The organism is Candidatus Pelagibacter sp. HIMB1782 (assembly GCF_052047475.1).
Lineage (GTDB): Bacteria > Pseudomonadota > Alphaproteobacteria > Pelagibacterales > Pelagibacteraceae > Pelagibacter.
On record NZ_JBNAKE010000001.1, the window covers coordinates 680819 to 701662 of the forward strand.

General features: G+C 29.7%; 20 protein-coding genes. 16 read left to right on the forward strand and 4 right to left on the reverse strand.

Features of this window, described 5'->3' with window-relative positions:
- Nucleotides 1-45 precede the first annotated feature (45 nt).
- From murJ to ACTTAO_RS03610, 4 genes are read left to right on the forward strand one after another with little or no spacing between them, the layout of a single operon-like run.
- The gene (gene murJ / locus ACTTAO_RS03595; protein ID WP_440690927.1) at nucleotides 46-1569 is read left to right on the forward strand and encodes a murein biosynthesis integral membrane protein MurJ; all 1524 of its coding nucleotides are present in this window, start codon (nucleotides 46-48) and stop codon (nucleotides 1567-1569) included.
- A 4-nt stretch (nucleotides 1570-1573) separates the two neighbouring features.
- Nucleotides 1574-2575 carry a tryptophan--tRNA ligase gene (gene trpS, locus ACTTAO_RS03600; RefSeq protein WP_440655146.1) on the forward strand — a complete coding sequence of 334 codons (1002 nt, stop codon included), beginning with the start codon at nucleotides 1574-1576 and terminating at the stop codon, nucleotides 2573-2575.
- A gap of 56 nt (nucleotides 2576-2631) precedes the next feature.
- The gene (locus ACTTAO_RS03605; RefSeq protein WP_440690928.1) at nucleotides 2632-3171 is read left to right on the forward strand and encodes a NifU family protein; all 540 of its coding nucleotides are present in this window, start codon (nucleotides 2632-2634) and stop codon (nucleotides 3169-3171) included.
- Nucleotides 3172-3177: 6 nt separating this feature from the next.
- Nucleotides 3178-4245 (forward strand): glucosaminidase domain-containing protein, encoded by a 1068-nt coding sequence (locus ACTTAO_RS03610; protein ID WP_440690929.1) that lies wholly within the window; start codon nucleotides 3178-3180, stop codon nucleotides 4243-4245.
- Here the strand turns inward: ACTTAO_RS03610 and ACTTAO_RS03615 are convergent.
- Complete coding sequence (locus ACTTAO_RS03615; RefSeq protein WP_440690930.1) at nucleotides 4242-5243, reverse strand: polysaccharide deacetylase family protein; 1002 nt, start codon at nucleotides 5241-5243, stop codon at nucleotides 4242-4244. The genes ACTTAO_RS03610 and ACTTAO_RS03615 overlap by 4 nt on opposite strands.
- 7 nt (nucleotides 5244-5250) lie before the next feature.
- Here ACTTAO_RS03615 and ACTTAO_RS03620 point away from each other — a divergent pair, with 7 nt between their 5' ends.
- From ACTTAO_RS03620 to pnp, 12 genes are all read left to right on the forward strand, one after another.
- Nucleotides 5251-5637, forward strand: a complete 387-nt coding sequence (locus tag ACTTAO_RS03620) for a peptidase M22 (RefSeq protein WP_440690931.1) — start codon at nucleotides 5251-5253, stop codon at nucleotides 5635-5637.
- Nucleotides 5638-5646: 9 nt separating this feature from the next.
- Complete coding sequence (locus tag ACTTAO_RS03625) at nucleotides 5647-6057, forward strand: Fur family transcriptional regulator (protein ID WP_262590055.1); 411 nt, start codon at nucleotides 5647-5649, stop codon at nucleotides 6055-6057.
- A 6-nt stretch (nucleotides 6058-6063) separates the two neighbouring features.
- Nucleotides 6064-7395, forward strand: a complete 1332-nt coding sequence (gene miaB / locus ACTTAO_RS03630) for a tRNA (N6-isopentenyl adenosine(37)-C2)-methylthiotransferase MiaB (protein WP_440690932.1) — start codon at nucleotides 6064-6066, stop codon at nucleotides 7393-7395.
- A 3-nt stretch (nucleotides 7396-7398) separates the two neighbouring features.
- Nucleotides 7399-8394, forward strand: a complete 996-nt coding sequence (locus ACTTAO_RS03635) for a PhoH family protein (RefSeq protein ID WP_440690933.1) — start codon at nucleotides 7399-7401, stop codon at nucleotides 8392-8394.
- Nucleotides 8387-8848 carry an rRNA maturation RNase YbeY gene (ybeY, locus tag ACTTAO_RS03640; RefSeq protein ID WP_440690934.1) on the forward strand — a complete coding sequence of 154 codons (462 nt, stop codon included), beginning with the start codon at nucleotides 8387-8389 and terminating at the stop codon, nucleotides 8846-8848. Before ACTTAO_RS03635 ends, ybeY begins: the two co-directional genes overlap by 8 nt.
- 1 nt (nucleotide 8849) lies before the next feature.
- Nucleotides 8850-10388, forward strand: a complete 1539-nt coding sequence (gene lnt / locus ACTTAO_RS03645; RefSeq protein WP_440690935.1) for an apolipoprotein N-acyltransferase — start codon at nucleotides 8850-8852, stop codon at nucleotides 10386-10388.
- A complete protein-coding gene (gene metK / locus ACTTAO_RS03650; RefSeq protein WP_440690936.1) occupies nucleotides 10381-11550 on the forward strand; it encodes a methionine adenosyltransferase in 1170 nt (389 codons plus the stop codon). The genes lnt and metK overlap by 8 nt, the downstream gene beginning before the upstream one ends.
- 96 nt (nucleotides 11551-11646) lie before the next feature.
- Nucleotides 11647-13200, forward strand: a complete 1554-nt coding sequence (gene nusA, locus ACTTAO_RS03655; RefSeq protein ID WP_440690937.1) for a transcription termination factor NusA — start codon at nucleotides 11647-11649, stop codon at nucleotides 13198-13200.
- A 10-nt stretch (nucleotides 13201-13210) separates the two neighbouring features.
- A complete protein-coding gene (infB, locus tag ACTTAO_RS03660; RefSeq protein WP_440690938.1) occupies nucleotides 13211-15427 on the forward strand; it encodes a translation initiation factor IF-2 in 2217 nt (738 codons plus the stop codon).
- A complete protein-coding gene (rbfA, locus tag ACTTAO_RS03665; protein ID WP_075485631.1) occupies nucleotides 15427-15795 on the forward strand; it encodes a 30S ribosome-binding factor RbfA in 369 nt (122 codons plus the stop codon). Before infB ends, rbfA begins: the two co-directional genes overlap by 1 nt.
- A 12-nt stretch (nucleotides 15796-15807) precedes the next feature.
- Nucleotides 15808-16056, forward strand: coding sequence for a 30S ribosomal protein S15 (gene rpsO, locus ACTTAO_RS03670; RefSeq protein WP_075485648.1), 249 nt, complete (start codon nucleotides 15808-15810; stop codon nucleotides 16054-16056).
- A gap of 57 nt (nucleotides 16057-16113) precedes the next feature.
- Nucleotides 16114-18186 carry a polyribonucleotide nucleotidyltransferase gene (gene pnp, locus ACTTAO_RS03675; RefSeq protein ID WP_440690939.1) on the forward strand — a complete coding sequence of 691 codons (2073 nt, stop codon included), beginning with the start codon at nucleotides 16114-16116 and terminating at the stop codon, nucleotides 18184-18186.
- Nucleotides 18187-18262: 76 nt separating this feature from the next.
- Here the strand turns inward: pnp and ACTTAO_RS03680 are convergent, their stop codons facing one another.
- From ACTTAO_RS03680 to fabA, 3 genes are read right to left on the reverse strand one after another with little or no spacing between them, the layout of a single operon-like run.
- Entirely contained in the window at nucleotides 18263-19048 is a 786-nt protein-coding gene (locus ACTTAO_RS03680) for an enoyl-ACP reductase FabI (RefSeq protein ID WP_262590066.1), read from the reverse strand.
- Between the two features lie 3 nt (nucleotides 19049-19051).
- Nucleotides 19052-20263 (reverse strand): beta-ketoacyl-ACP synthase I, encoded by a 1212-nt coding sequence (fabB, locus tag ACTTAO_RS03685; protein WP_440690940.1) that lies wholly within the window; start codon nucleotides 20261-20263, stop codon nucleotides 19052-19054.
- Complete coding sequence (gene fabA, locus ACTTAO_RS03690; protein ID WP_440690941.1) at nucleotides 20263-20763, reverse strand: bifunctional 3-hydroxydecanoyl-ACP dehydratase/trans-2-decenoyl-ACP isomerase; 501 nt, start codon at nucleotides 20761-20763, stop codon at nucleotides 20263-20265. Before fabA ends, fabB begins: the two co-directional genes overlap by 1 nt.
- Nucleotides 20764-20844 lie beyond the last annotated feature (81 nt).

Sequence of the window (20844 nt, forward strand, 5' to 3'; positions counted from 1 at the left end):
GATAATAAGTATACAATTAGGGTAAAATTAAGACTAATATGATTTATGAACTTAATTAAGTCAACAGGCACATTTAGCTTTTATACCATCATTAGCAGATTGCTTGGATATATTAGAGACATATTAATTGCAATATTTCTTGGAACAGGTTTGTTGGCAGATGCTTTTTTTGTGGCATTTCGAATTCCAAATACATTTAGAAGATTATTCTCAGAGGGAACTTTCAATGCCGCCTTTGTACCTAGCTATACTTCTGAAATGAACAAAGGAAAAAAATCTGCAAACGATTTTGCAAATAATATTTTTAATCTTTTATTTTTAGGTCTCTTAATTTTAACAATAGTTGTTCAAATTTTTATGCCTGGATTTGTATCAATTATTGCCCCAGGTTTTGTAGATGATTTAGAAAAAATGGATTTAGCTATCAGTTTAACAAGGATTACTTTTCCTTTTTTATTATTTATTAGTTTAGCATCTTTTTTTTCTGCAATATTAAATTCTCATAATAAATTTGCTGCAGCTTCAGCAGCACCAATTTTATTAAATGTTATTTTAATAATTGTTTTATTATTTTCTAAAGCTTTAGGAGATGAGCTTGTTTACTATTTATCATACGGTGTATCCTTAGCAGGTTTTTTACAATTAATTTTTTTATATTATTTTGTTAAAAGATTTTTTTCATTTAAATTTAAGTTAGCAAGTGATGAAAAAGTAAAGTTTTTTTTTAGAAAACTATTACCGAGTATTTTTTCATCTGGCGTAACGCAAATCAATATTTTAGTTGGAACAATTATTGCTTCCTTTCAAGCTAGCGCAGTTTCTTATCTTTATTATGCAGACAGAATTTATCAGATCAATCTAGCTATAGCTGGTATTGCCATTGGAGTTGTGATTTTGCCACAACTTTCAAGGTTTATAGACACCAAAAATGAAGAAAAAATTTCTCTTATTCAAAACAAAGCTTTAGAGCTAAGTTTATTTTTAAGTATTCCTGCAACAATAGCTTTAATGATTGGTTCAGAGCAAATAATTTCAGCGTTATTTGGTTATGGTAATTTTAATAAAGAATCTGTTAATAATTCAAGTCTTTCTTTATTCTATTTTGCCTTAGGTTTACCTGCTTTTGCTTTGATAAAAGTTTTTTCAAGTTTTTTCTTTGCTAATCATAATACAAAAATACCATTTTATATTTCGTTAATTTCGGTTCTTTTAAATATTTTAATTAGTATTTATTATTTTAACAAAATAGGTTTTATTATAATTCCAATTGCAACTTCAATTTCATCTTGGTTTAATGCAGTAGTACTTTTTATATATTTAAAAAATAATAATTTATTCTATTTTCAAAATAACTTTTTTTTAAATTTCTTTAAAATAATTTTTGCATCAATTTTAATGGGATTATTCTTTAATTTTCTATTAAACTTTTTTGAAAATCAACTTTCATTTTATTATAGCTTTAAATCAATTTATTTAATCTTAAGCGTATTATTTGCACTATTCTTTTACATATTTATTTGTTATTTCATCAAAGCTTTTAAAATTAGTGATATTAAATTAAACTATTAAAAATATGGGTAAAAAAATATTTTCTGGTGTTCAGCCAACAGGCAATCTTCACCTCGGTAATTATTTAGGTGCAATCAAAAACTTTGTAGACCTTAATAATGACCCTGATAATGATTGTATATTCTGTGTGGTTGATCTGCACGCAATTACAGTTAAACAAGACCCAAAAGAGCTAAAAAATAATATTCGAGAGACCGTAGCTACTTTTATAGCAAGTGGAATTGATCCCAAAAAAAGCATTATTTTTAATCAATCTGGTGTAGCAGCCCATTCAGAGGGAGCTTGGATTTTGAGCTGTGTTGCTCGAATGGGTTGGTTAAATAGAATGACACAATTCAAGGAAAAAGCAGGTAAAGATAAAGAAAAAGCAAGTGTTGGACTGTATTCATATCCTGTTTTAATGGCAGCTGATATTCTTTTGTACGATGCGACTCATGTCCCTGTTGGCGATGATCAAAAACAACATCTTGAGCTATGTAGAGATATTGCTCAAAAGTTTAATAATGATTTTGATAAAGATAATTTTTTGCAGGTACCTGAACCTTTAATTCAAAAAGAATTTTCTAGAATTATGAGTTTAAAAGATGGATCAAAAAAGATGAGTAAATCTGAATTATCAGATTTAAGCAGAATTAATTTAACAGATGACAAAGATGCAATAGTAAATAAGATAAAAAAAGCAAAAACTGATCCATTACCAATGCCAAGTAGTGTTGAAGAATTAAAAGAGAGGTTAGAAGCAAAAAACCTTCTTGGCATATATTCTAGTTTAAACAATTCAACTTTACAAAATACAGTCGAAAACTTTTCAGGTAAAAATTTTTCTGAATTTAAAAATCAACTTTCTGATTTATTGGTTAAAAAGATTGAACCTATATCTTTGGAAATTAAAAAACTTTTAAATGATCAACCTTATTTAGATAAAATCCTTCTAGAAGGAGTTGAAAAAGCAAACTCAATTGCATCAAAAAAGATAGATAGAATTAAAGAAATACTAGGATTTTAATATAATTTAAATATCAAGTTTAAATTTTAGAAATAAGCTCTATATATATTTACAACATGTTCGTACAAACTGAAATAACACCAAATCCAAATTCTTTGAAATTTCTTCCTGGGAAGAAAGTATCAAACAGTGGTCCTTATGAAATAACAACTAAAGATCAAATAAATAATGATTTGGTTAGAAATATCTTATCAGTCAATGGGGTTGAGGGTATTTTTTTAGGACAGGATTTTATTTCAGTAAATAAAAATGACCAAATTAAATGGGACGAAATTAAACATATTGTTATTTCATTAATAAATGACTTTTATTTAGATGGTAAAGAATACGTAATTGATGAAAATGAAGAAGAAAAAAATAATAATCTAAGTGAAATTGAGGAAAAAATTGTAAAAATTTTAGATCAAAAAATTAGACCTGCAGTTGCAAGAGATGGTGGTGATATAAAATTTAAAGAATTTAAAGACGGAATAGTAAAAGTGCAACTACAAGGAAGTTGTTCAGGCTGTCCAAGCTCGACAATGACTTTAAAGCAGGGAGTACAAAATCTTCTCTGTCACTATCTTCCAGAGGTAAAAGAAGTTGTTGCGATATAATAATTTATGAAAAAAAATTTAATCAAATTTCAATTTAGTAAAAATAAAAGCATTAATTCTATTTCTAGATTTATGTTAAGTGGAATTTTTTTAATCTCATTTTTTTATGTAACTCCAATGTTTATTAACTTTGCTGAAAAAAACTTTAATCATAAGGAATTTACAAATAATTCTAAAAATCTTTTATTAAAAAAACTTAATACAAATGGTTTAATTGAAGAAGATATCTCAGGTGAAGTAGATGAGATGGATTTACTTTATGATATTTTAGAGGAAAATAATTCAGAGATTAATTTAGTCAGGTATACAACCTCAGAAATCAATTCATTATTTAAAGAGGTAAACTATAACTTAAAAGATGTGAGAGAAAATAAACTCGTAAAGCCTATCGATATAGGACTTCTTCCACATGAAATAAATGACATCTCTAGTTCAAAGAAAAAAAAGGATATGTTTATTAAAATAATCCTCCCATTGATTGTTAAAGAAAATACTAAAATTAGAATAGATAGAAAAAGACTCTTTACGATTTTAAATAAAAGTAGCAATACTGATATCGAAAAAAAATGGCTTGAGAAAAAATTTAAACAATATGGTGTTAGGCAAAATGATTTTTCATCATTAAAGGTAAGAATGGATGAAATTCCAGCTTCGTTAGCAATTGCACAAGCAGCAAAAGAAACAGGTTGGGGCACTTCAAGATTTGCAAGAAAAGGAAATGCTTTATTTGGTCAATGGACATGGTCAGGTGAAGGTTTAAAACCTAAAGAAGCTGACAAAGGTGAAACTCATAAAGTCATGAAATTTAATAGTTTACAATTATCTGTGAGAGCATATTTAAGAAATTTAAATACTCATAAATCTTACATAAACTTAAGAAAAGCTAGGAGTGAGTTGAGAAGTAATGATAAACCACTTGATAGTATAGTTTTATCCAAACATTTAGATAAATATGCTGAAACAGGAAATCAGTACATCGAAGTTCTTCAAAAAATAATTAATCAAAATAAATTGAAAGATTTTGATGAGGCAAGATTGTTGCCATCTAGTAAGGATTTAGAAAGCTTAATTTAATTTTTCTTGATTGGAAATTGAACTCCAAACCATCTCCATTTTCCATTATCATTTAAAGAACAGTTGATCCTACCTCTTCTAGGTTTAAAAGGTTCTCTAAATTCAATAGTTAAGATTTGATTAGATAAATTAGTTTTAGATTTATCCCACTTGTCTCCTTCGTTGGAATAACATGTAATATTTCTTAAATTTTTTTGTTCTTTAAAAAATTCAACTTCAAAATTTGGTGGATTATCATTTATTGTAAGCTGTTTTTCACTTGGAGATAAACTTTTATATTCTAAAGGATAATAATTAATTATAGATTTAAATCTTTTAAGTTCTCCATATTTTTCATTTATTGGAAATCTTGGTAATTCAAATTTATTTTTATTAAGATCAATAACTCCAGAATGTTGACCAAATGCGTATTTAAAGTTTTGAGAAATATAATCTCTCATAAATTTAGAGTATTCACCAAATGGATAAGAGAATAGATCAGGAATATAATTAAGTTCCTGTTTAAAAATTTTGTTTGCAGTTTCAATATCTAAAATAAAATTTTCTTCAGTTTCTTCAATTAGGTATTCGTGGCTATGTGAATGATGTCCAATTAGTGAAAAATCTACCGCATCAATTTCTCTAATTTGATCCCAGGTCATATAACCCTTGTTTCCAACTGGTTCTGTTGAAACAAAAAGTATAAATGGAATTTTGTTATCTCTTAAATGTGGCCAAGCTTCATTGTAAAATGATTCAAAAGCATCATCAATTGTTATCAAAACTTCTTTTTCTGATTTTGAAGTTTTAAATTTTGAATCAAATTCATTAGGATTAAGAAAATTGTATTTAGAATTTTTAACAATTTCTAAGTGCTTCTTAAATACCTCTATATTAATATTAGTTGATGGGTATTTATGTTCATTAAATCGATGATACATTATTGATAAAATCCCATTATCTTCTGAATAAAATTTGATATTATTTTCATCTGCTTTAGAACTAAAACTAAAAAACAAAGATAAAATGAATAAACTTATAATTGATGTAGCTGGAGATAAAATTTTTTTAATGATCATAGCCAATGATCATATTTACAATATTACTCATGAGAATACTAAAATAAATTATGAAAAATTAACTTTGATAATAAAAGAATTTTTAGAATCAAATAAATTTGAATTCAAGGATATTAACAAAATATACATTAACAGAGGCCCAGGAAGTTTTGCGGGGATTAGAAATTCCATCTCTGTTGTAAAGGCTCTTAAATTAGCAAAAAATATTGATTATTATTGCTATAGTTTAAAAGATTTTAAAGGTGAAAAAGATGTAAAATATGAAAATGTCCCTTATTTGTGCGATAAATTTAAAATTAAAAAAAATTTGATTAACCCTATTTATATAAGTTAAAATTAAATTATGTCTGAAACGATTGAACAAAAATGTTTAGCAAAAGGTGTGAAATTGACAGATCAGAGAAAAATAATTGCTCAGGTCATGTCCGAGTCTACTGATCATCCTGATGTTGACGAACTTTACAATAGAGTTTCAAAGATAGATAATAAAATAAGTATTGCTACCGTCTACAGAACAGTAAAATTATTTGAAGAATCTGGAATACTTACTAAGCATGAGTTTAAAGGTGGAAAAGCCAGGTATGAAGAGCTCAATGAAGGACATCATGATCATTTAATAGATGTGAAGTCAGGTGAAATAATAGAATTTGTTGATGAAGAAATCGAAAAACTTCAAAAAAAGGTAGCAGATAAATATGGTTACACTTTAGTTGATCACAAGCTTGAACTTTATGGGATAAAAAAAAAATCCTAAATTAAAATGCAAAAAATTTTCATTAAAACATTTGGTTGTCAAATGAACGAATATGATTCAAATAGAATTTTTGATTCAGTAAAGAAAATTGGTTATCAAAAAAGTGAAAACCTAGAAGAAGCTGATTGTTATTTATTGAACACTTGTCACATCAGAGATAAAGCAAAAGAAAAAGTTTATTCTGAAATAGGAAGAGTTAAAAAAAGCTTTAGAGCTAAAAAAAAACCATTAGTAATAATTGCAGGGTGTGTTGCTCAAGCAGAAAACCAAGAGATGCTTAAACGTGAACCTTATATAGATTTAGTAATTGGCCCTCAAGCCTATCATAAGATTAACGAAACAATTCTGAATCATATTGAAAAAAGAAAAAAAATTGAACAAACAGATTTTGATGCTGTTTCAAAATTTAAATATTTTAGTAAAATAAAGAATGAGGCAGGTAAGATTTCATCTTTTTTAACTATTCAAGAAGGATGTGATAAGTTTTGTCATTTTTGTGTGGTTCCATATACTCGTGGACCAGAATATTCTAGACCATTCAATCAAATAATTGAGGAGGCAAATTATTTGTCAGATAATGGAGCAAAAGAAATCATACTTTTGGGACAAAATGTAAATGCTTACACTGATAATAGTAATAGTAAAAGACTATCTGATTTGGTTTTAGAAATTGAAAAGATTAAAGACATAAAAAGAATTAGATACACAACTTCGCATCCAAATGATATGACTGACGATTTAATTGAAGTATATAAAGTCTCTAAAAAATTAATGCCTTTAGTTCATCTTCCAGTTCAGAGTGGATCCGATAGGATTTTAAAGTTGATGAATAGAAAACATAAAATTGATCATTATTTAAAAGTTTATGACGAATTGAAAAAAATTAATCAATCAATTGAATTTTCAAGTGATTTTATTATTGGTTATCCTGGTGAAACTGAAGAAGATTTTCAAAGTACAGTCGATTTAATTAAAAAAGTTAATTTTATAAATTCTTACTCATTTATTTTTAGTCCAAGGCCTGGGACAAAGGCAGAAGCTTTAGATTTAATTGATAAAAAAACTTCAATGGAAAGGTTAGAATTTATTCAAAATTTATTATCTGAAAATCAAACCCAAATGAACAAAAAATTAAAAAATAGAACAATTGATGTCTTGGTTGAAAATTTAACTGAAGATAAATCCAAAGCTTTTGGCAGAACTGAATATATGACATCAGTAATTTTTAATGGTAAAAGAGAACATATTGGAAAAATTGTGAAAGTAAAAATTACAAATAGTAATAGAACTACATTGTTTGGAGAATTGTTAAGCAACCCAGATCAAAAGGTGGCATAATCTTTGAATAATACAATTAAAAAAAAAATCGATACCACTCTAAAATTTGTTTACTCAGATAACAATTCATTAAGTGTAATATTTCACAACAACGAATTACTCATGGGTGTTGCTGGAGAATTTAATAAAAATTTAAAAGAATTAGAAAAGATGACTAACTCTAGTTTGTATTCTAGGGGAAATTCAATAATGATAAAATCAGATCCACAAAAAAATGAATTAATAAAAAATGCAATTCAATTTTTAACTGATCAATTTATAAATAATGGTTCAATCGAAAATAAAGATCTTATATCATCAGTTGATCAATTTATGATTAAAGAAAAAGTTAAAAATAATAATGTAACTGACATTATAAAAACACCAAAAAAATCAATTATTCCCAGATCCGAAAAACAAAAAAGCTATGTCAGAGCTTTAAGACAAAGTGATATTGTAATCTCAGCAGGTCCAGCTGGAACAGGAAAAACTTTTTTAGCTGTTGCAGTTGGTTTGACTATGTTGTTAGAAAAAAAAATAGAAAGAATTATTCTATCTAGGCCTGCTGTTGAAGCAGGAGAGAGACTTGGCTTTTTACCCGGAGATATGAAAGAAAAAGTAGATCCGTATTTAAGACCTTTATATGACTCTTTGTACGACTTATTCGATTTTGAAAAAATACAAAGAATGATAGAAATTGGTGATATCGAAATCGCTCCTTTGGCATTTATGAGAGGTAGAACACTAAAAAATTCTTTTGCTATATTAGATGAAGCGCAAAATGCAACTGATACACAAATAAAAATGTTTTTAACAAGGATCGGTGAAAATTCAAAAATTGTAGTCAATGGAGATCCCACTCAGATAGATCTACCTAACAAAAGTATGTCAGGATTAGTCAGATCAAAAGAATTATTGGGGCATCTAAATGAAATTTCAGTTGTAGACTTTGATCATTCAGATGTAGTTAGACACCCGCTGGTTTCTAAAATTGTAAAAGCCTACTCTAAAAATGATTAATTTAAACGTCTTCTCAGAAGAGAAGGCTTGGTCTAAAAAACTTAATAAAAAAAATTTTTTTTTTAAAAGTATTTGTGATGCTTTTCCAAAAAAATATAAATTTTTTAATAAAAAAATAAGTTTATCTTTACTTCTTTCAAATAATAAAAAAATTAAAATTTTAAATAAAAAATTTAGAAATAAAAATAAATCTACTGATATTTTATCTTTTCCATCTAGCAAAAAATTAAAAATATCAAAGCAAACTTACTTAGGAGATATGATTATTAGTTTTAATTTTATGAATAAACCAAAATCACAAACAGATAAACAATTTAAAGAAAAAATAATTAAAACATTTATTCATGGTTTTTTACACTTGTTAGGATTTGATCATGTAAAAAATAAAGATTATTTAAAAATGTTAAAAGAAGAAGATAAAATATTTAAATCAGTTATTTCAAAAATTAAGTAAATTGAAAAAAAATTTATATATTGATATAGTTTATTTATTGTTTCTTGGTGCGGTAACTTCATTAAGTTTACCACCTTTCAATTTATTAATAATTAATTTTCTATCCTTTAGCTTATTCTTTATTTTTTTGATTAAAAAAAAAGAGAGCAAACATAAATTATTTTTTTTCTATGGCTGGCTATTTGGATTTGGATATTTTCTAACAAATATATATTGGATCTCTATTTCATTAACATTTGATGAAAATTTTAAATTTTTAATTCCATTTGCTCTAATTTTAGTTCCTTCTTTTATTGCGTTATTTTATGGTTTTGTTTGTTATTTGTTTATTCTCTTTAAACCAAATAAAATTTTGAGTTCAATTTTATTATTTTCTGTAATCTTTGGTTTTCTAGAATTCATTAGAGGTTCGATTTTATCAGGTTTTCCTTGGAACTTAATTGCATATAGTTTTTCAAATCATTTAGAAATTCTAAGCATAACATCTTTAATAGGCACATATTCTTTTAACTTATTTTGTATAACTTTGTTTCTAAGTCCTGCACTTTTCATTTTACGGAATGACAAAAAAGATTTAATTTTTTGCTTAATTTTACCTTTAATATTTTTATTATTTTATTTCTTTGGATATTCAAATAAGCAGGATTTTTACAATAGTGATGTTAAAAAACTTGATTACAAAATAAGATTAGTTGGTACTGATATTTCTTTAGATAGGTTTTATTCAAGAGAGGGGCCTTTATCAACTATAGAAGATCTTATAAATATTAGTTCACCAAATAAGAAAGAGAAAACAGTTTTCATTTGGCCAGAAGGTATATTACCTGGAATTTCACAGGATCAAATTCAAAGTTATGATTATTTATTTAATGAAAGTTTTAACGAAAATCACTTACTCATTTTAGGCATCAACAACAAATCAAAAGTTAATGATCAAGTTAAGTATTACAATTCTTTATCTGTTTATGATCATAATCTTAATTTATTAAATTATTATAATAAAATAAATCTTGTACCGTTTGGCGAATTTTTACCTATGGAAAATTTATTAAAAAATGTAGGTCTCAAATCTTTAACTAATAATTATCAATCCTACTCAAAAGGTAAAAAAAGGGAAATTATAGAGTTAAATCAAAAAAATTTTTCTATAAAATTTTTACCATTAATTTGTTATGAGATAATTTATTCTGGAAAATTATATAAAAATCATGACTTTGATATAATAGTAAATATTTCTGAGGATGGATGGTTCGGTCAATCAATAGGACCAGAACAACACTTTGTTCACAGTATATTTCGAGCTATCGAAAGTGGAAAATATGTAATTAGATCAGCTAATAACGGAATAGCTGCGGTAGTAAATCCTCTCGGTATCGTTGAGGAAAAAATTAACTTTAATGAAGTTGGATATATTGATTTTACGAAAATGAGAAAAAATCAACCAACAGTCTTTTCTAAATATGGGAATAAAATTTTTGGTTTAATAATTTTATTGTATATTTTTTTAATATTTTCATTTAATAGAATTAAAAATGAGTAATTTAAAAAATTTCCTATTTACAAGCGAGTCAGTTTCAGAGGGACATCCAGATAAAGTATCAGATAGAATTTCTGATATGGTTGTTGATAGTTACATTTCTGGAGATCCTTATTCAAGAGTTGCTTGTGAAACTTTAACGACAACAAACAAAGTTGTGCTTGCAGGTGAAGTAAGAGGACCTGAGATTAAAAAAGATGATTTAATCGAAAAAGTAAGAAATTGCATAAAAGATATTGGATATGATCAGGAAGGATTTACCTGGAAAGAAGCAACAAAAATAGAAAGTCATTTGCATTCTCAATCTGCTGATATTGCAATGGGTGTGGACTCATCTGGAAATAAAGATGAGGGTGCAGGAGACCAAGGTATAATGTTTGGTTATGCATGTAATGAAACAGATGTATTTATGCCTGCACCAATTCATTATTCGCATAAAATTTTAAGACTTATGGCCGAGGATAGAAAATCTGGTAAATTAAAAAATATTGAACCTGACTCAAAAAGCCAAGTTACATTCAAATATGTTGATGGTAAACCGACTAAAGTAAAATCTGTTGTTATATCATCTCAACATTCTTCTGATGTTAATCAAGCCCAAGTAAGAGAATTATTAAGACCGTATATGTTAAAATCAATTCCAGAAAAATTTCTTAAAGATTTTAATGAGGAAGAGTTTTATGTTAACCCAACTGGTAATTTTGTAATTGGTGGTCCAGATGGAGACTGTGGTTTAACAGGAAGAAAAATTATTGTGGATACTTATGGTGGAGCAGCACCCCATGGAGGAGGAGCATTTTCAGGTAAGGATCCTACAAAAGTAGATAGATCTGCTGCTTATGCGGCAAGATACATTGCTAAAAATGTTGTTGCTTCAAAAATAGCAGATAAATGTTTGATACAGTTAGCTTATGCAATAGGAGTTTCAAAACCTTTATCAATTTATGTTGATTTGTTTGACAATGATTTAGATAAAAACAAATTTGTTGTTGATAAGATTAATGAAAATTTTGATCTCAGTCCTAGAGGAATTAGAGAGATGTTAAACCTTAATAGACCTATATATGAAAAAACAGCAGCCTATGGTCACTTTGGTAGAACTCCAGGAGATGATGGATCATTTTCTTGGGAAAAAACTGATAAAATCAACGTTTTTTCTAAATAGTTTCAGTTGAATTAAAAAAAAACTTTACTATATTGCCCTTACATTGTTGAATTATCAAAATGGGCTCTGGCCCATTTTTTTTTGGAGCAGATAAAAATGTTAAATAAAAGAGCAGATAAATTAGAATTATTAAGAATTGCTGAAGCAGTAGCTTTAGAAAAATCGATAGATAAAGAACTTATAATTAGTTCTATGGAAACAGGGATAGCTAAAGCAGCCAAATCTAAGTTTGGTCAAGAAAATGAAATTAAAGTTTCAATTAATAGAGACAATGGAGACATAGAATTGTTCAGAAAACTTATTATTTCTGAAAATCCTGAAAATGCAAATACAGAAATAAAATTAGAAGATGCGATAAGTCTTAATGAAAATAACAAAGATAAATCAATCGGTGATGAAGTTCTTCAGCCATTACCATCTTTTGATTTTGGTAGAATAGCTGCTCAAACTGCAAAACAGGTAATAAGCTTTAACGTTAGAGAAGCAGAGAGAGAAAGACAATTTAATGACTTTATAGACAAAAAGGATACAATTTTAAGTGGTATTGTTAAGAGATTAGAATTTGGAAGTGTTATTGTTGATCTAGGTAGAACAGAAGCCATAATCCAAAAAAATGAATTAATTCCTAGAGAAAATATTAAAGCTGGTGATAGAGTAAAAGCTTATTGTTATGACGTAAGAAGAGAGCCAAGAGGTCAGCAAATCTTCTTGTCTAGAGCTCATCCAAAATTTATGGAAAAACTTTTTGTTCAAGAAGTGCCAGAAATATATGATGGATTAATCGAAATTAAATCTTCTTCAAGAGATCCAGGAAGTAGAGCAAAGATTTGTGTTAAAGCAGTTGATACATCATTAGACCCTGTTGGAGCTTGTGTTGGTATGAGAGGTTCTAGAGTTCAGGCAGTTGTAAATGAACTTCAAGGAGAGAAAATTGATATTGTGAATTGGTCAGAGGATGCTGCAATATTAGTATCAAACGCTTTGTCGCCTGCAGAAGTTCAAAGAGTTAATGTTGATGCAGAAAGAAAAAAACTTGATGTGATTTTAACTGAAGAAAATTTGAGTAAAGCAATTGGTCGAAGGGGTCAAAATGTAAGATTGGCAACCAAGTTGTTAAATTATGAAATTAATATTATGACTGATGCAGAAGACTCTGAAAGAAGACAGTTAGAATTCAAAGAAAAAACAGATAATTTTGTTAAAAACTTAGAATTAGATGAAACTTTAGGTCAGTTATTAGTTGCTGAAGGTTTTTCAACAATAGACGATATTAAAGATAGCTTGCCAGAAAATTTAACCAAAATAGAGGGAATTGAGGAAGAAACAGCAATTGCGTTAATTGATAGAGCAAAAGAGTTTCATCAAAAAGATCAAGAAGATATATCGGAAAGAATTAAAGAGCTTGGTCTACAAGATTCTCTTATCAGCCTTAAAGGTCTAACTCCAGGAATGCTAGTTACATTGGGTGAACAAAAAATATTAACATTAGAAGATTTTGCGGATCTTGCATCTGATGAACTTACTGGTGGTTACGATGTAGTTAAAGGAGAGAGAGTAAAAATTCAGGGGTATCTAGAGGATTTTGCTTTATCTAAAGAAGAGGCAGATGAATTAATTATGTCTGCTAGAAATATAATCTATAAAGATTGAGAGATGAGCAATGGAGAAAAAAACAAAATTAACAATATCCGGCTCTGCAAAGAAATCTATAAGAAATATTGAGATAGCTAAAACTCAAGGAAAAAATTCTAGAGTTATTGAAAAACAAGGTGGAAAATTCACTAATAGAGGTGGATCGTTTAGACCTGGTTTAGGAAAACCAAAATCTACCACTTCATTTAATAGGGGTGCACCATCAAAACCGTCTTTTGCACCAAAATCTCCTCCAATTACAAGCGATTTTGAAAGAAGAAAACTGGCAGAGCAAAGAGCTACCAAAAGACTTAAGGGAGATAGTGAAAAAGATAAAAAAACTTTAAAAGCTGGAACAAAAAAAAGAGAATTAAAATTAACTGTTTCAAGAGCATTAAGTGACGAAATAGAAGCAAGAGAAAGAAGTTTAGCATCAGTTAAAAGAGCTCGACAAAAAGAGATGAAAAACTCTTCCAAAGAAGAGGCACAAGAAAATTCAAAACCAGTAAAAAGAGACATCAATATTCCAGAAGCAATTACTGTTAGAGAGTTAGCAAATAGAATGGCGGAACAGTCTAGCAATGTAATTAAATATTTATTTGGAATGGGTGTAACTGTAACAATTAATCAAACTTTAGCCGCTGATACAGCTGAATTTCTTGTTAAGGAATTTGGACATAATCCAATAAGAGAGGAAAAAGCAGAGGAAATTATTCAAAAAATAAAAGCTACTAGAGTAGAAAATTTAAAAAATAGACCACCTATTGTTACTGTTATGGGCCATGTTGATCATGGTAAAACTTCTGTTTTAGATGTTTTAAGAAGCGCTAATGTTGTTTCAGGAGAGTTTGGTGGAATTACTCAACATATCGGAGCATACCAAATTGAAAGTCAAAATAATAAATTAACTTTTATAGATACACCAGGTCACGCAGCTTTTACAGAAATGAGAGCTAGAGGCTCTAAATTAACAGATGTAGTTGTTTTGGTTGTTGCAGCTGATGATGGAGTGAAGCCACAAACAGTTGAGTCTATTAAACACGCAAAAGCAGCAAATGTTCCAATAGTAGTTGCAATAAATAAGTGCGATCTTCCAGAAGCTGATCCGCAGAAAATTAAAAACCAACTACTTGAACATGAGTTAATTGCAGAAGATTTATCTGGAGACACTTTAATGGTTGAGGTTTCTACAAAAACAAAACAAAACTTAGATAAGTTAGTTGAGTCTATAATTTTACAAGCTGAAATATTAGATCTTAAAACAGATTATGAATCTAAAGCTACAGGGATTGTATTAGAATCAAAAATAGATGTTGGAAGAGGACCGGTTGCAAACATTATTGTAACGACAGGTACTCTTAAAAAAGGTGATTTTTTTGTAAGTGGTTTAAAATGGGGAAAGGTTAGAGCAATTATTAATGATAAAGGTCAAAATATTACCGAGGCTCCACCTTCAACTCCCATAGAAGTTTTGGGCATAAATGGTGCTGCTAAAGCTGGAGATGATTTTATTGTTTTAGATACTGAAAAAGAAGCTAAAACCCTGAGTGAAAATAGAGCTCAAGAGAGCAAAGATGGAAAAAACCCATTAACGTTTGCGACACAAGATTCTGCTTTTTCAGATAAATCTTCAGAAGAATTAAATTTAATTATTAAATCTGATGTACAAGGATCATCTGAGGCTATCAAAAATGCAATTGCTCAAATTAAACACGAAGAAGTTAAGCCAAAAATAATATTAGCAGATATAGGAATGGTAACAGAAACTGATGTTACATTGGCTAAAGCATCTAATGCTGTTCTTATAGCCTTTAATGTAAAACCGAGCAAAGAGGCTAAAAAACTTGCTGAAAATGAAAAAATAAAAATCTCTTCTTACAATATCATTTATGAGGTCTTGGACTATGTTAAACAAAAAATGTCTGGACTATTATCTCCTGATGTTCAAGAAACAATTACTGGAACAGCACAAATTCTTGAGATATTCAAAGTTTCAGGTGCTGGAAAAGTTGCAGGTTCAAAAATTACTGAAGGTGAAATAAATAGTAATTCCGATGTAAGAATTATTCGAGACGGTGCAATAATTTATACAGGAAAAGTTTCAACAATTTTCAGAGAAAAAAACCAAGTAAAACAAGTTAGTGATGGTCAAGAATGTGGAATTACCGTTAAAGATTATATGGATTTCCAAAAAAACGACACAATAGAGGCATTTAGTGTTACATCTACAGAGAGATCGATTTAATGGCTGATAGAATAGGAAAACCAGTATCACAAAGACAGCTTAGAGTCGGAGAGATGATTAAGCAGTCTTTAAGCATGATTTTTATAAGAAATGAGGCTAAGGTGCCGAATTTAGAAACAAATACTATAACAGTTACTGAGGTTAGAATGAGTCCTGATTTAAAAATTGCTAAAGCATATGTTCTTCCATTGGGAGGAAAAGATGCTGAAGAAACAATTAATGTTTTGAAAGAATACTCGTTTTTAATAAGAAAAATTTTATCACAAAAAGTGGTTATGAAATTTTTACCAAAATTACTTTTTAGAAAAGATGAGTCTTTTGAGTATGCGGAAAAAATAGAAAACTTAATAAAACAAACAAATAAATAGGAAGAAAGAGGCATGAATAAAAAGGCACAAGAATTAGCAATGCACGATAAAGATACTGGATCTTCAGAAATCCAAATCGCTTTGCTAACAGAGAAAATTGAAACTCTCTCTAAGCATATTAAGCAATTCAAGAAGGATAAACATTCATCTGTTGGATTGTTGAGAGCGGTAAATAGAAGAAAGAAATTGTTAGAATACCTAAAGAAAAACAAAATGGATTCTTACAAAAATGTACTGTCGAAATTGAATTTAAGAAAATAGAAGTCAAGATAGATAGAACGGAATGGAACGAAACGAACGAAACGAAATGGAAATGAAATGTTTAAAGTATACAAGAAGGAAATTGAAGTAGCGGGAAAGAAGATAAGTTTAGAAACAGGTAAAGTAGCAAGACAGGCAGACGGTGCAATAATCGCAACATGTGGAGAGACAGTCGTACTAGCAACAGTAGTGGGGGCAAAAAAAGTAAATCCTGATATGGATTACTTTCCATTATCTGTAAATTACCAAGAGAAATATTATGCAGCTGGAAAAATTCCAGGTGGATATTTTAAAAGAGAAGCAAGACCAACTGAGAGTGAAACATTAATCTCTAGATTAATTGATAGACCAATCAGACCTTTGTTTCCTGATGAATTTAAAAATGAAGTACAGTTATTACCAACTGTAATTTCATATGACAAAGAAAACGAACCAGATATTTTATCAATCACTGCTTCATCAGCAGCATTAGCTATATCAGGAATGCCATTTATGGGACCTGTAGGAGCCTCAAGGGTTGGATTTATTGATGGAAAATATGTTTTAAACCCATCTAAAGCAGAGTTAGAAAAATCGAAATTAGATTTAGTTGTAGCAGGTACAAAAGATGCTGTGCTTATGGTTGAGTCAGAGGCAAGCGGTTTAACTGAAGAAGAAATGTTAAACGCAGTTAAATTTGGTCATGAAGGCTTTGTTCCAGTTATTGAAATGATTGAGGAGCTTGCAAAAGAATGTAGAAAACCTGAATGGACAGTTGAGAAAAAAGATTTATCTGAAGTTAAGAAAAAACTTGAGGAATCTTTTACTGAAGATCTCAAAAAAGCTTTTGCTACAAGAGATAAACAAGATAGATCTAATCAAATTTCTGAAATTACTGATAAAGCTAAAAAACTTTATGAGGAAGATGAAAACTACACAGATCTTGATGTTAACAGTCAGCTAAAAAGTCTAGAAAAATCAATTGTTAGAACCGATATCCTAAAAAATAAAAATAGAATTGATGGAAGAGGTTTATCTGATGTAAGACCTATCGAGTGTGAAGTGGGTATTTTACCTAGAGCTCATGGTTCTGCATTATTTACTAGAGGTGAGACACAAGCAATTGTTGTTGCAACTCTAGGAACTTCAGATGATGAACAAAGAATTGAAAGTTTAGATGGGCTTCAGAGAGAACGATTTATGCTTCACTATAATTTTCCTCCTTTTTCAGTTGGAGAAACTGGAAGAATCGGAACTGGTAGAAGAGAAATCGGACATGGTAAATTAGCTTGGAGAGCGATTAACTCTTCATTACCAACTAAAGAGGCATTTCCATATACCTTTAGAGTAGTTTCAGAAATAACTGAGTCTAATGGTTCTTCTTCAATGGCTACTGTTTGTGGAACTTCTCTAGCGTTAATGGATGCTGGAGTGCCAATTAAAGAGCCAGTTGCAGGTATTGCAATGGGTTTAATTAAGGAAGGTGATGACTTTAGTGTCTTATCAGACATTTTAGGTGATGAAGATCACCTAGGGGATATGGATTTTAAAGTTGCTGGAACTAAAGATGGAATTACTTCTCTTCAAATGGATATCAAAATTACAGGTATTACATTTGAAATCATGGAGCAAGCATTAAGCCAAGCTAAAGATGGAAGAGTTCATATCTTAGGAGAAATGAATAAAGCATTATCAGCTTCAAGATCTGATGTTGGAAAACATACTCCAAAAATGGAACAAGTTAATGTTGATAAAAAAGACATTGCTGCTGTCATTGGAAAAGGTGGTGCAACAATCAGAGAAATAGTTGAAAAATCAGGTGCGAAAGTAGATGTAAATGATGAGGGTGTAGTAACAGTTGCTGCTCCAGATGAAGAGTCTAGAAACATCGCAATGCAGATGATTAAAGACATAACTGCAAAAGCTGAACTAAATAAAATTTATTCAGGTAAAGTAATGAAGATTATGGAATTTGGTGCATTTGTTAATTTCTTAGGAAAACAAGATGGGCTTGTTCATATCTCAGAACTTGCAGATAAAAGAGTTGCTAAAGTAACCGATGTTGTCAAAGAAGGCGATGAGGTAAAAGTTAAAGTGATTGGCTTTGATAGAGGTAAAGTTAAACTTTCTATGAAACAAGCTACTGAATAATTAATAGCTTAATTTTAAATTTTAAACCCCCTGAATGAGAGTTCTGGGGGTTTTTTTTAACTAAAATTAACTAAATTTAGCTGATATTCTTTGGGTCAGGCATTCCAACTTTATTATATCCTGCATCTACATAGTGAATTTCACCAGTAACTCCGTTTGCAAGATCGCTTAATAGATATAATGCTGAATTTCCAACATCATGGATATCTACGTTTCTTTTTAGAAAAGAATGGTCTTCATTCCATTTATATAGGAATTTTGCATCTCCAATTGCAGAAGCTGCTAATGTTTTAATAGGGCCTGCACTTATTGCATTTACTCTCATGCCCTTTGCGCCCAAATCTCGAGCTAGATACTTAACACTAGCTTCTAAAGCTGATTTACAAACACCCATTACGTTATAATTTGGAATTGCTTTAGTAGACTCGTAAGTTAAAGTTAATAAACTTCCGCCTTGTTTCATTACCTTTGAGGCTTCTTTTGCTACTTCGGTAAATGAAAAGCATGAGATTAACATACTTCTTAAAAAGTTTTCTCTAGTGGTATTTAAATATTCACCTGATAGCTCTGATTTATCAGAGAAAGCAACTGCATGAACCACAAAGTCAATTTCACCCCATTGGGATTTGATATCTTCAAATAATTTTACAACCTCTTCTTTTTTTTCAACATCACAACTAAATGTAACGTTTGAATTTAATTTTTCTGCTAAAGGAACAACTCTTTTTTTCAAAGCATCACCTAAATATGTAAATGCTAGTTCTGCCCCTGCTTCAGCAAGTTTTTGAGATATACCCCAGGCAATAGATCTTTCATTTGCAACACCCATGATTAATCCCTTTTTGCCTTTCATTAAACTCATAAATTAAACCTTTTCAAAAATTAAAGCTGCATTAGTTCCACCAAAACCAAAGCTATTTGACATTACTGTATTTAAAGTTACTCCCGTTTCAGTTTTTGAAACTATAGGAAATTTCTTAGCTTCTTCATCCATCTCACTTATGTTTGCAGAGCCAGCTATGAAATTATTCTTCATCATTATCAAACAGTAAATTGCTTCATGAACTGAAGCCGCACCAAGTGGATGTCCTGATAAAGATTTTGTCGAACTAATCTTTGGGATATTGTCTCCAAAAGTATTTTTAACTGCATTTAGCTCCGTGATATCTCCAACTGGAGTAGAAGTTCCATGAGTATTGATATAATCAATTTTATTTTTGGCAGTAGACATTGCCATTTGCATACATCTGACAGCACCTTCTCCTGATGGAGCTACCATATCGTATCCATCTGAAGTTGCTCCATAACCAGTTAATTCTGCGTATATTTTAGCACCTCTTGCTTTAGCGTGTTCATATTCCTCTAGCACTAATACACCTGCACCACCTGCAATTACAAAACCATCTCTTGTTTTGTCATATGCTCTTGATGCTGTTTCGGGTGCATCATTATATTTTGACGATAAAGCAGTCATCGCATCAAACATTGCCGTCATTGCCCAATGAACTTCTTCACTTCCACCTGCAAAAACAACATCTTGTTTTCCCATTTGAATTAATTCCATTGAATTACCAATACAGTGGCCACTTGTTGCACAAGCAGAACTCATTGTGTAGTTGGTTCCTTTAATTTTAAATGGAACAGCAAGTGTTGCAGAAGCTGTACTTGCCATTGTTCTTGGAACAATGAATGGTCCCATTAATTTTGGAGTTTTAGCCCTTGTTTTATCCGCAGCCAAAATAACATTTTCAATTGATGGACCACCAGAACCCATCACGATTCCAGTTTTAAAATTGCTAACTTCAGTTTCTTCTAATCCCGAATCCTCAATAGCTTCTTTCATTGCAATATAATTATAAGCTGAACCTGAACCCATAAATCTAATTGTTTTTCGATCGATATGATCTTGTAATTTTATATTTGGTTTGCCATGAACATGACTTTTAAGATTATGTTCTTTATATTCCTCAGCATAAGATATTCCTGATTTTGAATTAATTAATGATTGATGAACTTCCTCTTGGTTGTTTCCCAAACAAGAGACAATTCCTAATCCTGTAATTACTACTCTTCTCATTATTTAAATAACCCCACTTTCAAACTTTCTGCTGAATATATTTTTTTGTCATCAGCAAGTACAATTCCATTGGCAAGACCAACAGTTGTTCCACCAGGCGACATAATTTTTTTCATATCTATTTCGTACCTTACATTTTTAACATTTTGTAAAACTTCACCAGTAAATTTTACAGTACCAACTCCTAGAGCTCTACCTTTGCCAGGATTTCCTAGCCAGCCCAGAAAAAATCCAACTAGTTGCCACATAGCATCTAAACCGAGACACCCAGGCATGACTGGATCCTCTTTAAAATGACAGTCAAAAAACCATAGATCGTTTTTTATATCTAATTCAGCCTTTAAAGAGCCTTTATTGAAAGATCCATTATTCTCGTTGATTTCAGTTATCCTATCAAACATCAGCATTGGAGGAAGTGGTAATTTTGCATTACCTGGTCCAAAAAGATTACCATTTCCACAACTTATTAGATCGTCATATGAGTAGGAATTTTTTTTCATATTTTTTGAGAAACCTTATTACTTGATTTAATACCAATATAATATAATAAAACTGTATATTTTTATTCATACATTAGAATA

Bases quoted from the DNA above. Each gene is read 5' to 3' on its own strand.
- ACTTAO_RS03625 (WP_262590055.1), top strand. From the start codon at position 5,647: ATGTCTGAAACGATTGAACAAAAATGTTTAGCAAAAGGTGTGAAATTG.
- nusA (WP_440690937.1), top strand. From the start codon at position 11,647: ATGTTAAATAAAAGAGCAGATAAATTAGAATTATTAAGAATTGCTGAA.
- ACTTAO_RS03620 (WP_440690931.1), top strand. From the start codon at position 5,251: ATGAATAAACTTATAATTGATGTAGCTGGAGATAAAATTTTTTTAATG.
- ACTTAO_RS03680 (WP_262590066.1), bottom strand. From the start codon at position 19,048: ATGAGTTTAATGAAAGGCAAAAAGGGATTAATCATGGGTGTTGCAAAT.
- fabA (WP_440690941.1), bottom strand. From the start codon at position 20,763: ATGAAAAAAAATTCCTACTCATATGACGATCTAATAAGTTGTGGAAAT.
- ybeY (WP_440690934.1), top strand. From the start codon at position 8,387: ATGATTAATTTAAACGTCTTCTCAGAAGAGAAGGCTTGGTCTAAAAAA.
- rbfA (WP_075485631.1), top strand. From the start codon at position 15,427: ATGGCTGATAGAATAGGAAAACCAGTATCACAAAGACAGCTTAGAGTC.
- pnp (WP_440690939.1), top strand. From the start codon at position 16,114: ATGTTTAAAGTATACAAGAAGGAAATTGAAGTAGCGGGAAAGAAGATA.
- miaB (WP_440690932.1), top strand. From the start codon at position 6,064: ATGCAAAAAATTTTCATTAAAACATTTGGTTGTCAAATGAACGAATAT.
- ACTTAO_RS03610 (WP_440690929.1), top strand. From the start codon at position 3,178: ATGAAAAAAAATTTAATCAAATTTCAATTTAGTAAAAATAAAAGCATT.
- rpsO (WP_075485648.1), top strand. From the start codon at position 15,808: ATGAATAAAAAGGCACAAGAATTAGCAATGCACGATAAAGATACTGGA.
- infB (WP_440690938.1), top strand. From the start codon at position 13,211: ATGGAGAAAAAAACAAAATTAACAATATCCGGCTCTGCAAAGAAATCT.
- ACTTAO_RS03605 (WP_440690928.1), top strand. From the start codon at position 2,632: ATGTTCGTACAAACTGAAATAACACCAAATCCAAATTCTTTGAAATTT.
- fabB (WP_440690940.1), bottom strand. From the start codon at position 20,263: ATGAGAAGAGTAGTAATTACAGGATTAGGAATTGTCTCTTGTTTGGGA.
- metK (WP_440690936.1), top strand. From the start codon at position 10,381: ATGAGTAATTTAAAAAATTTCCTATTTACAAGCGAGTCAGTTTCAGAG.
- trpS (WP_440655146.1), top strand. From the start codon at position 1,574: ATGGGTAAAAAAATATTTTCTGGTGTTCAGCCAACAGGCAATCTTCAC.
- murJ (WP_440690927.1), top strand. From the start codon at position 46: ATGAACTTAATTAAGTCAACAGGCACATTTAGCTTTTATACCATCATT.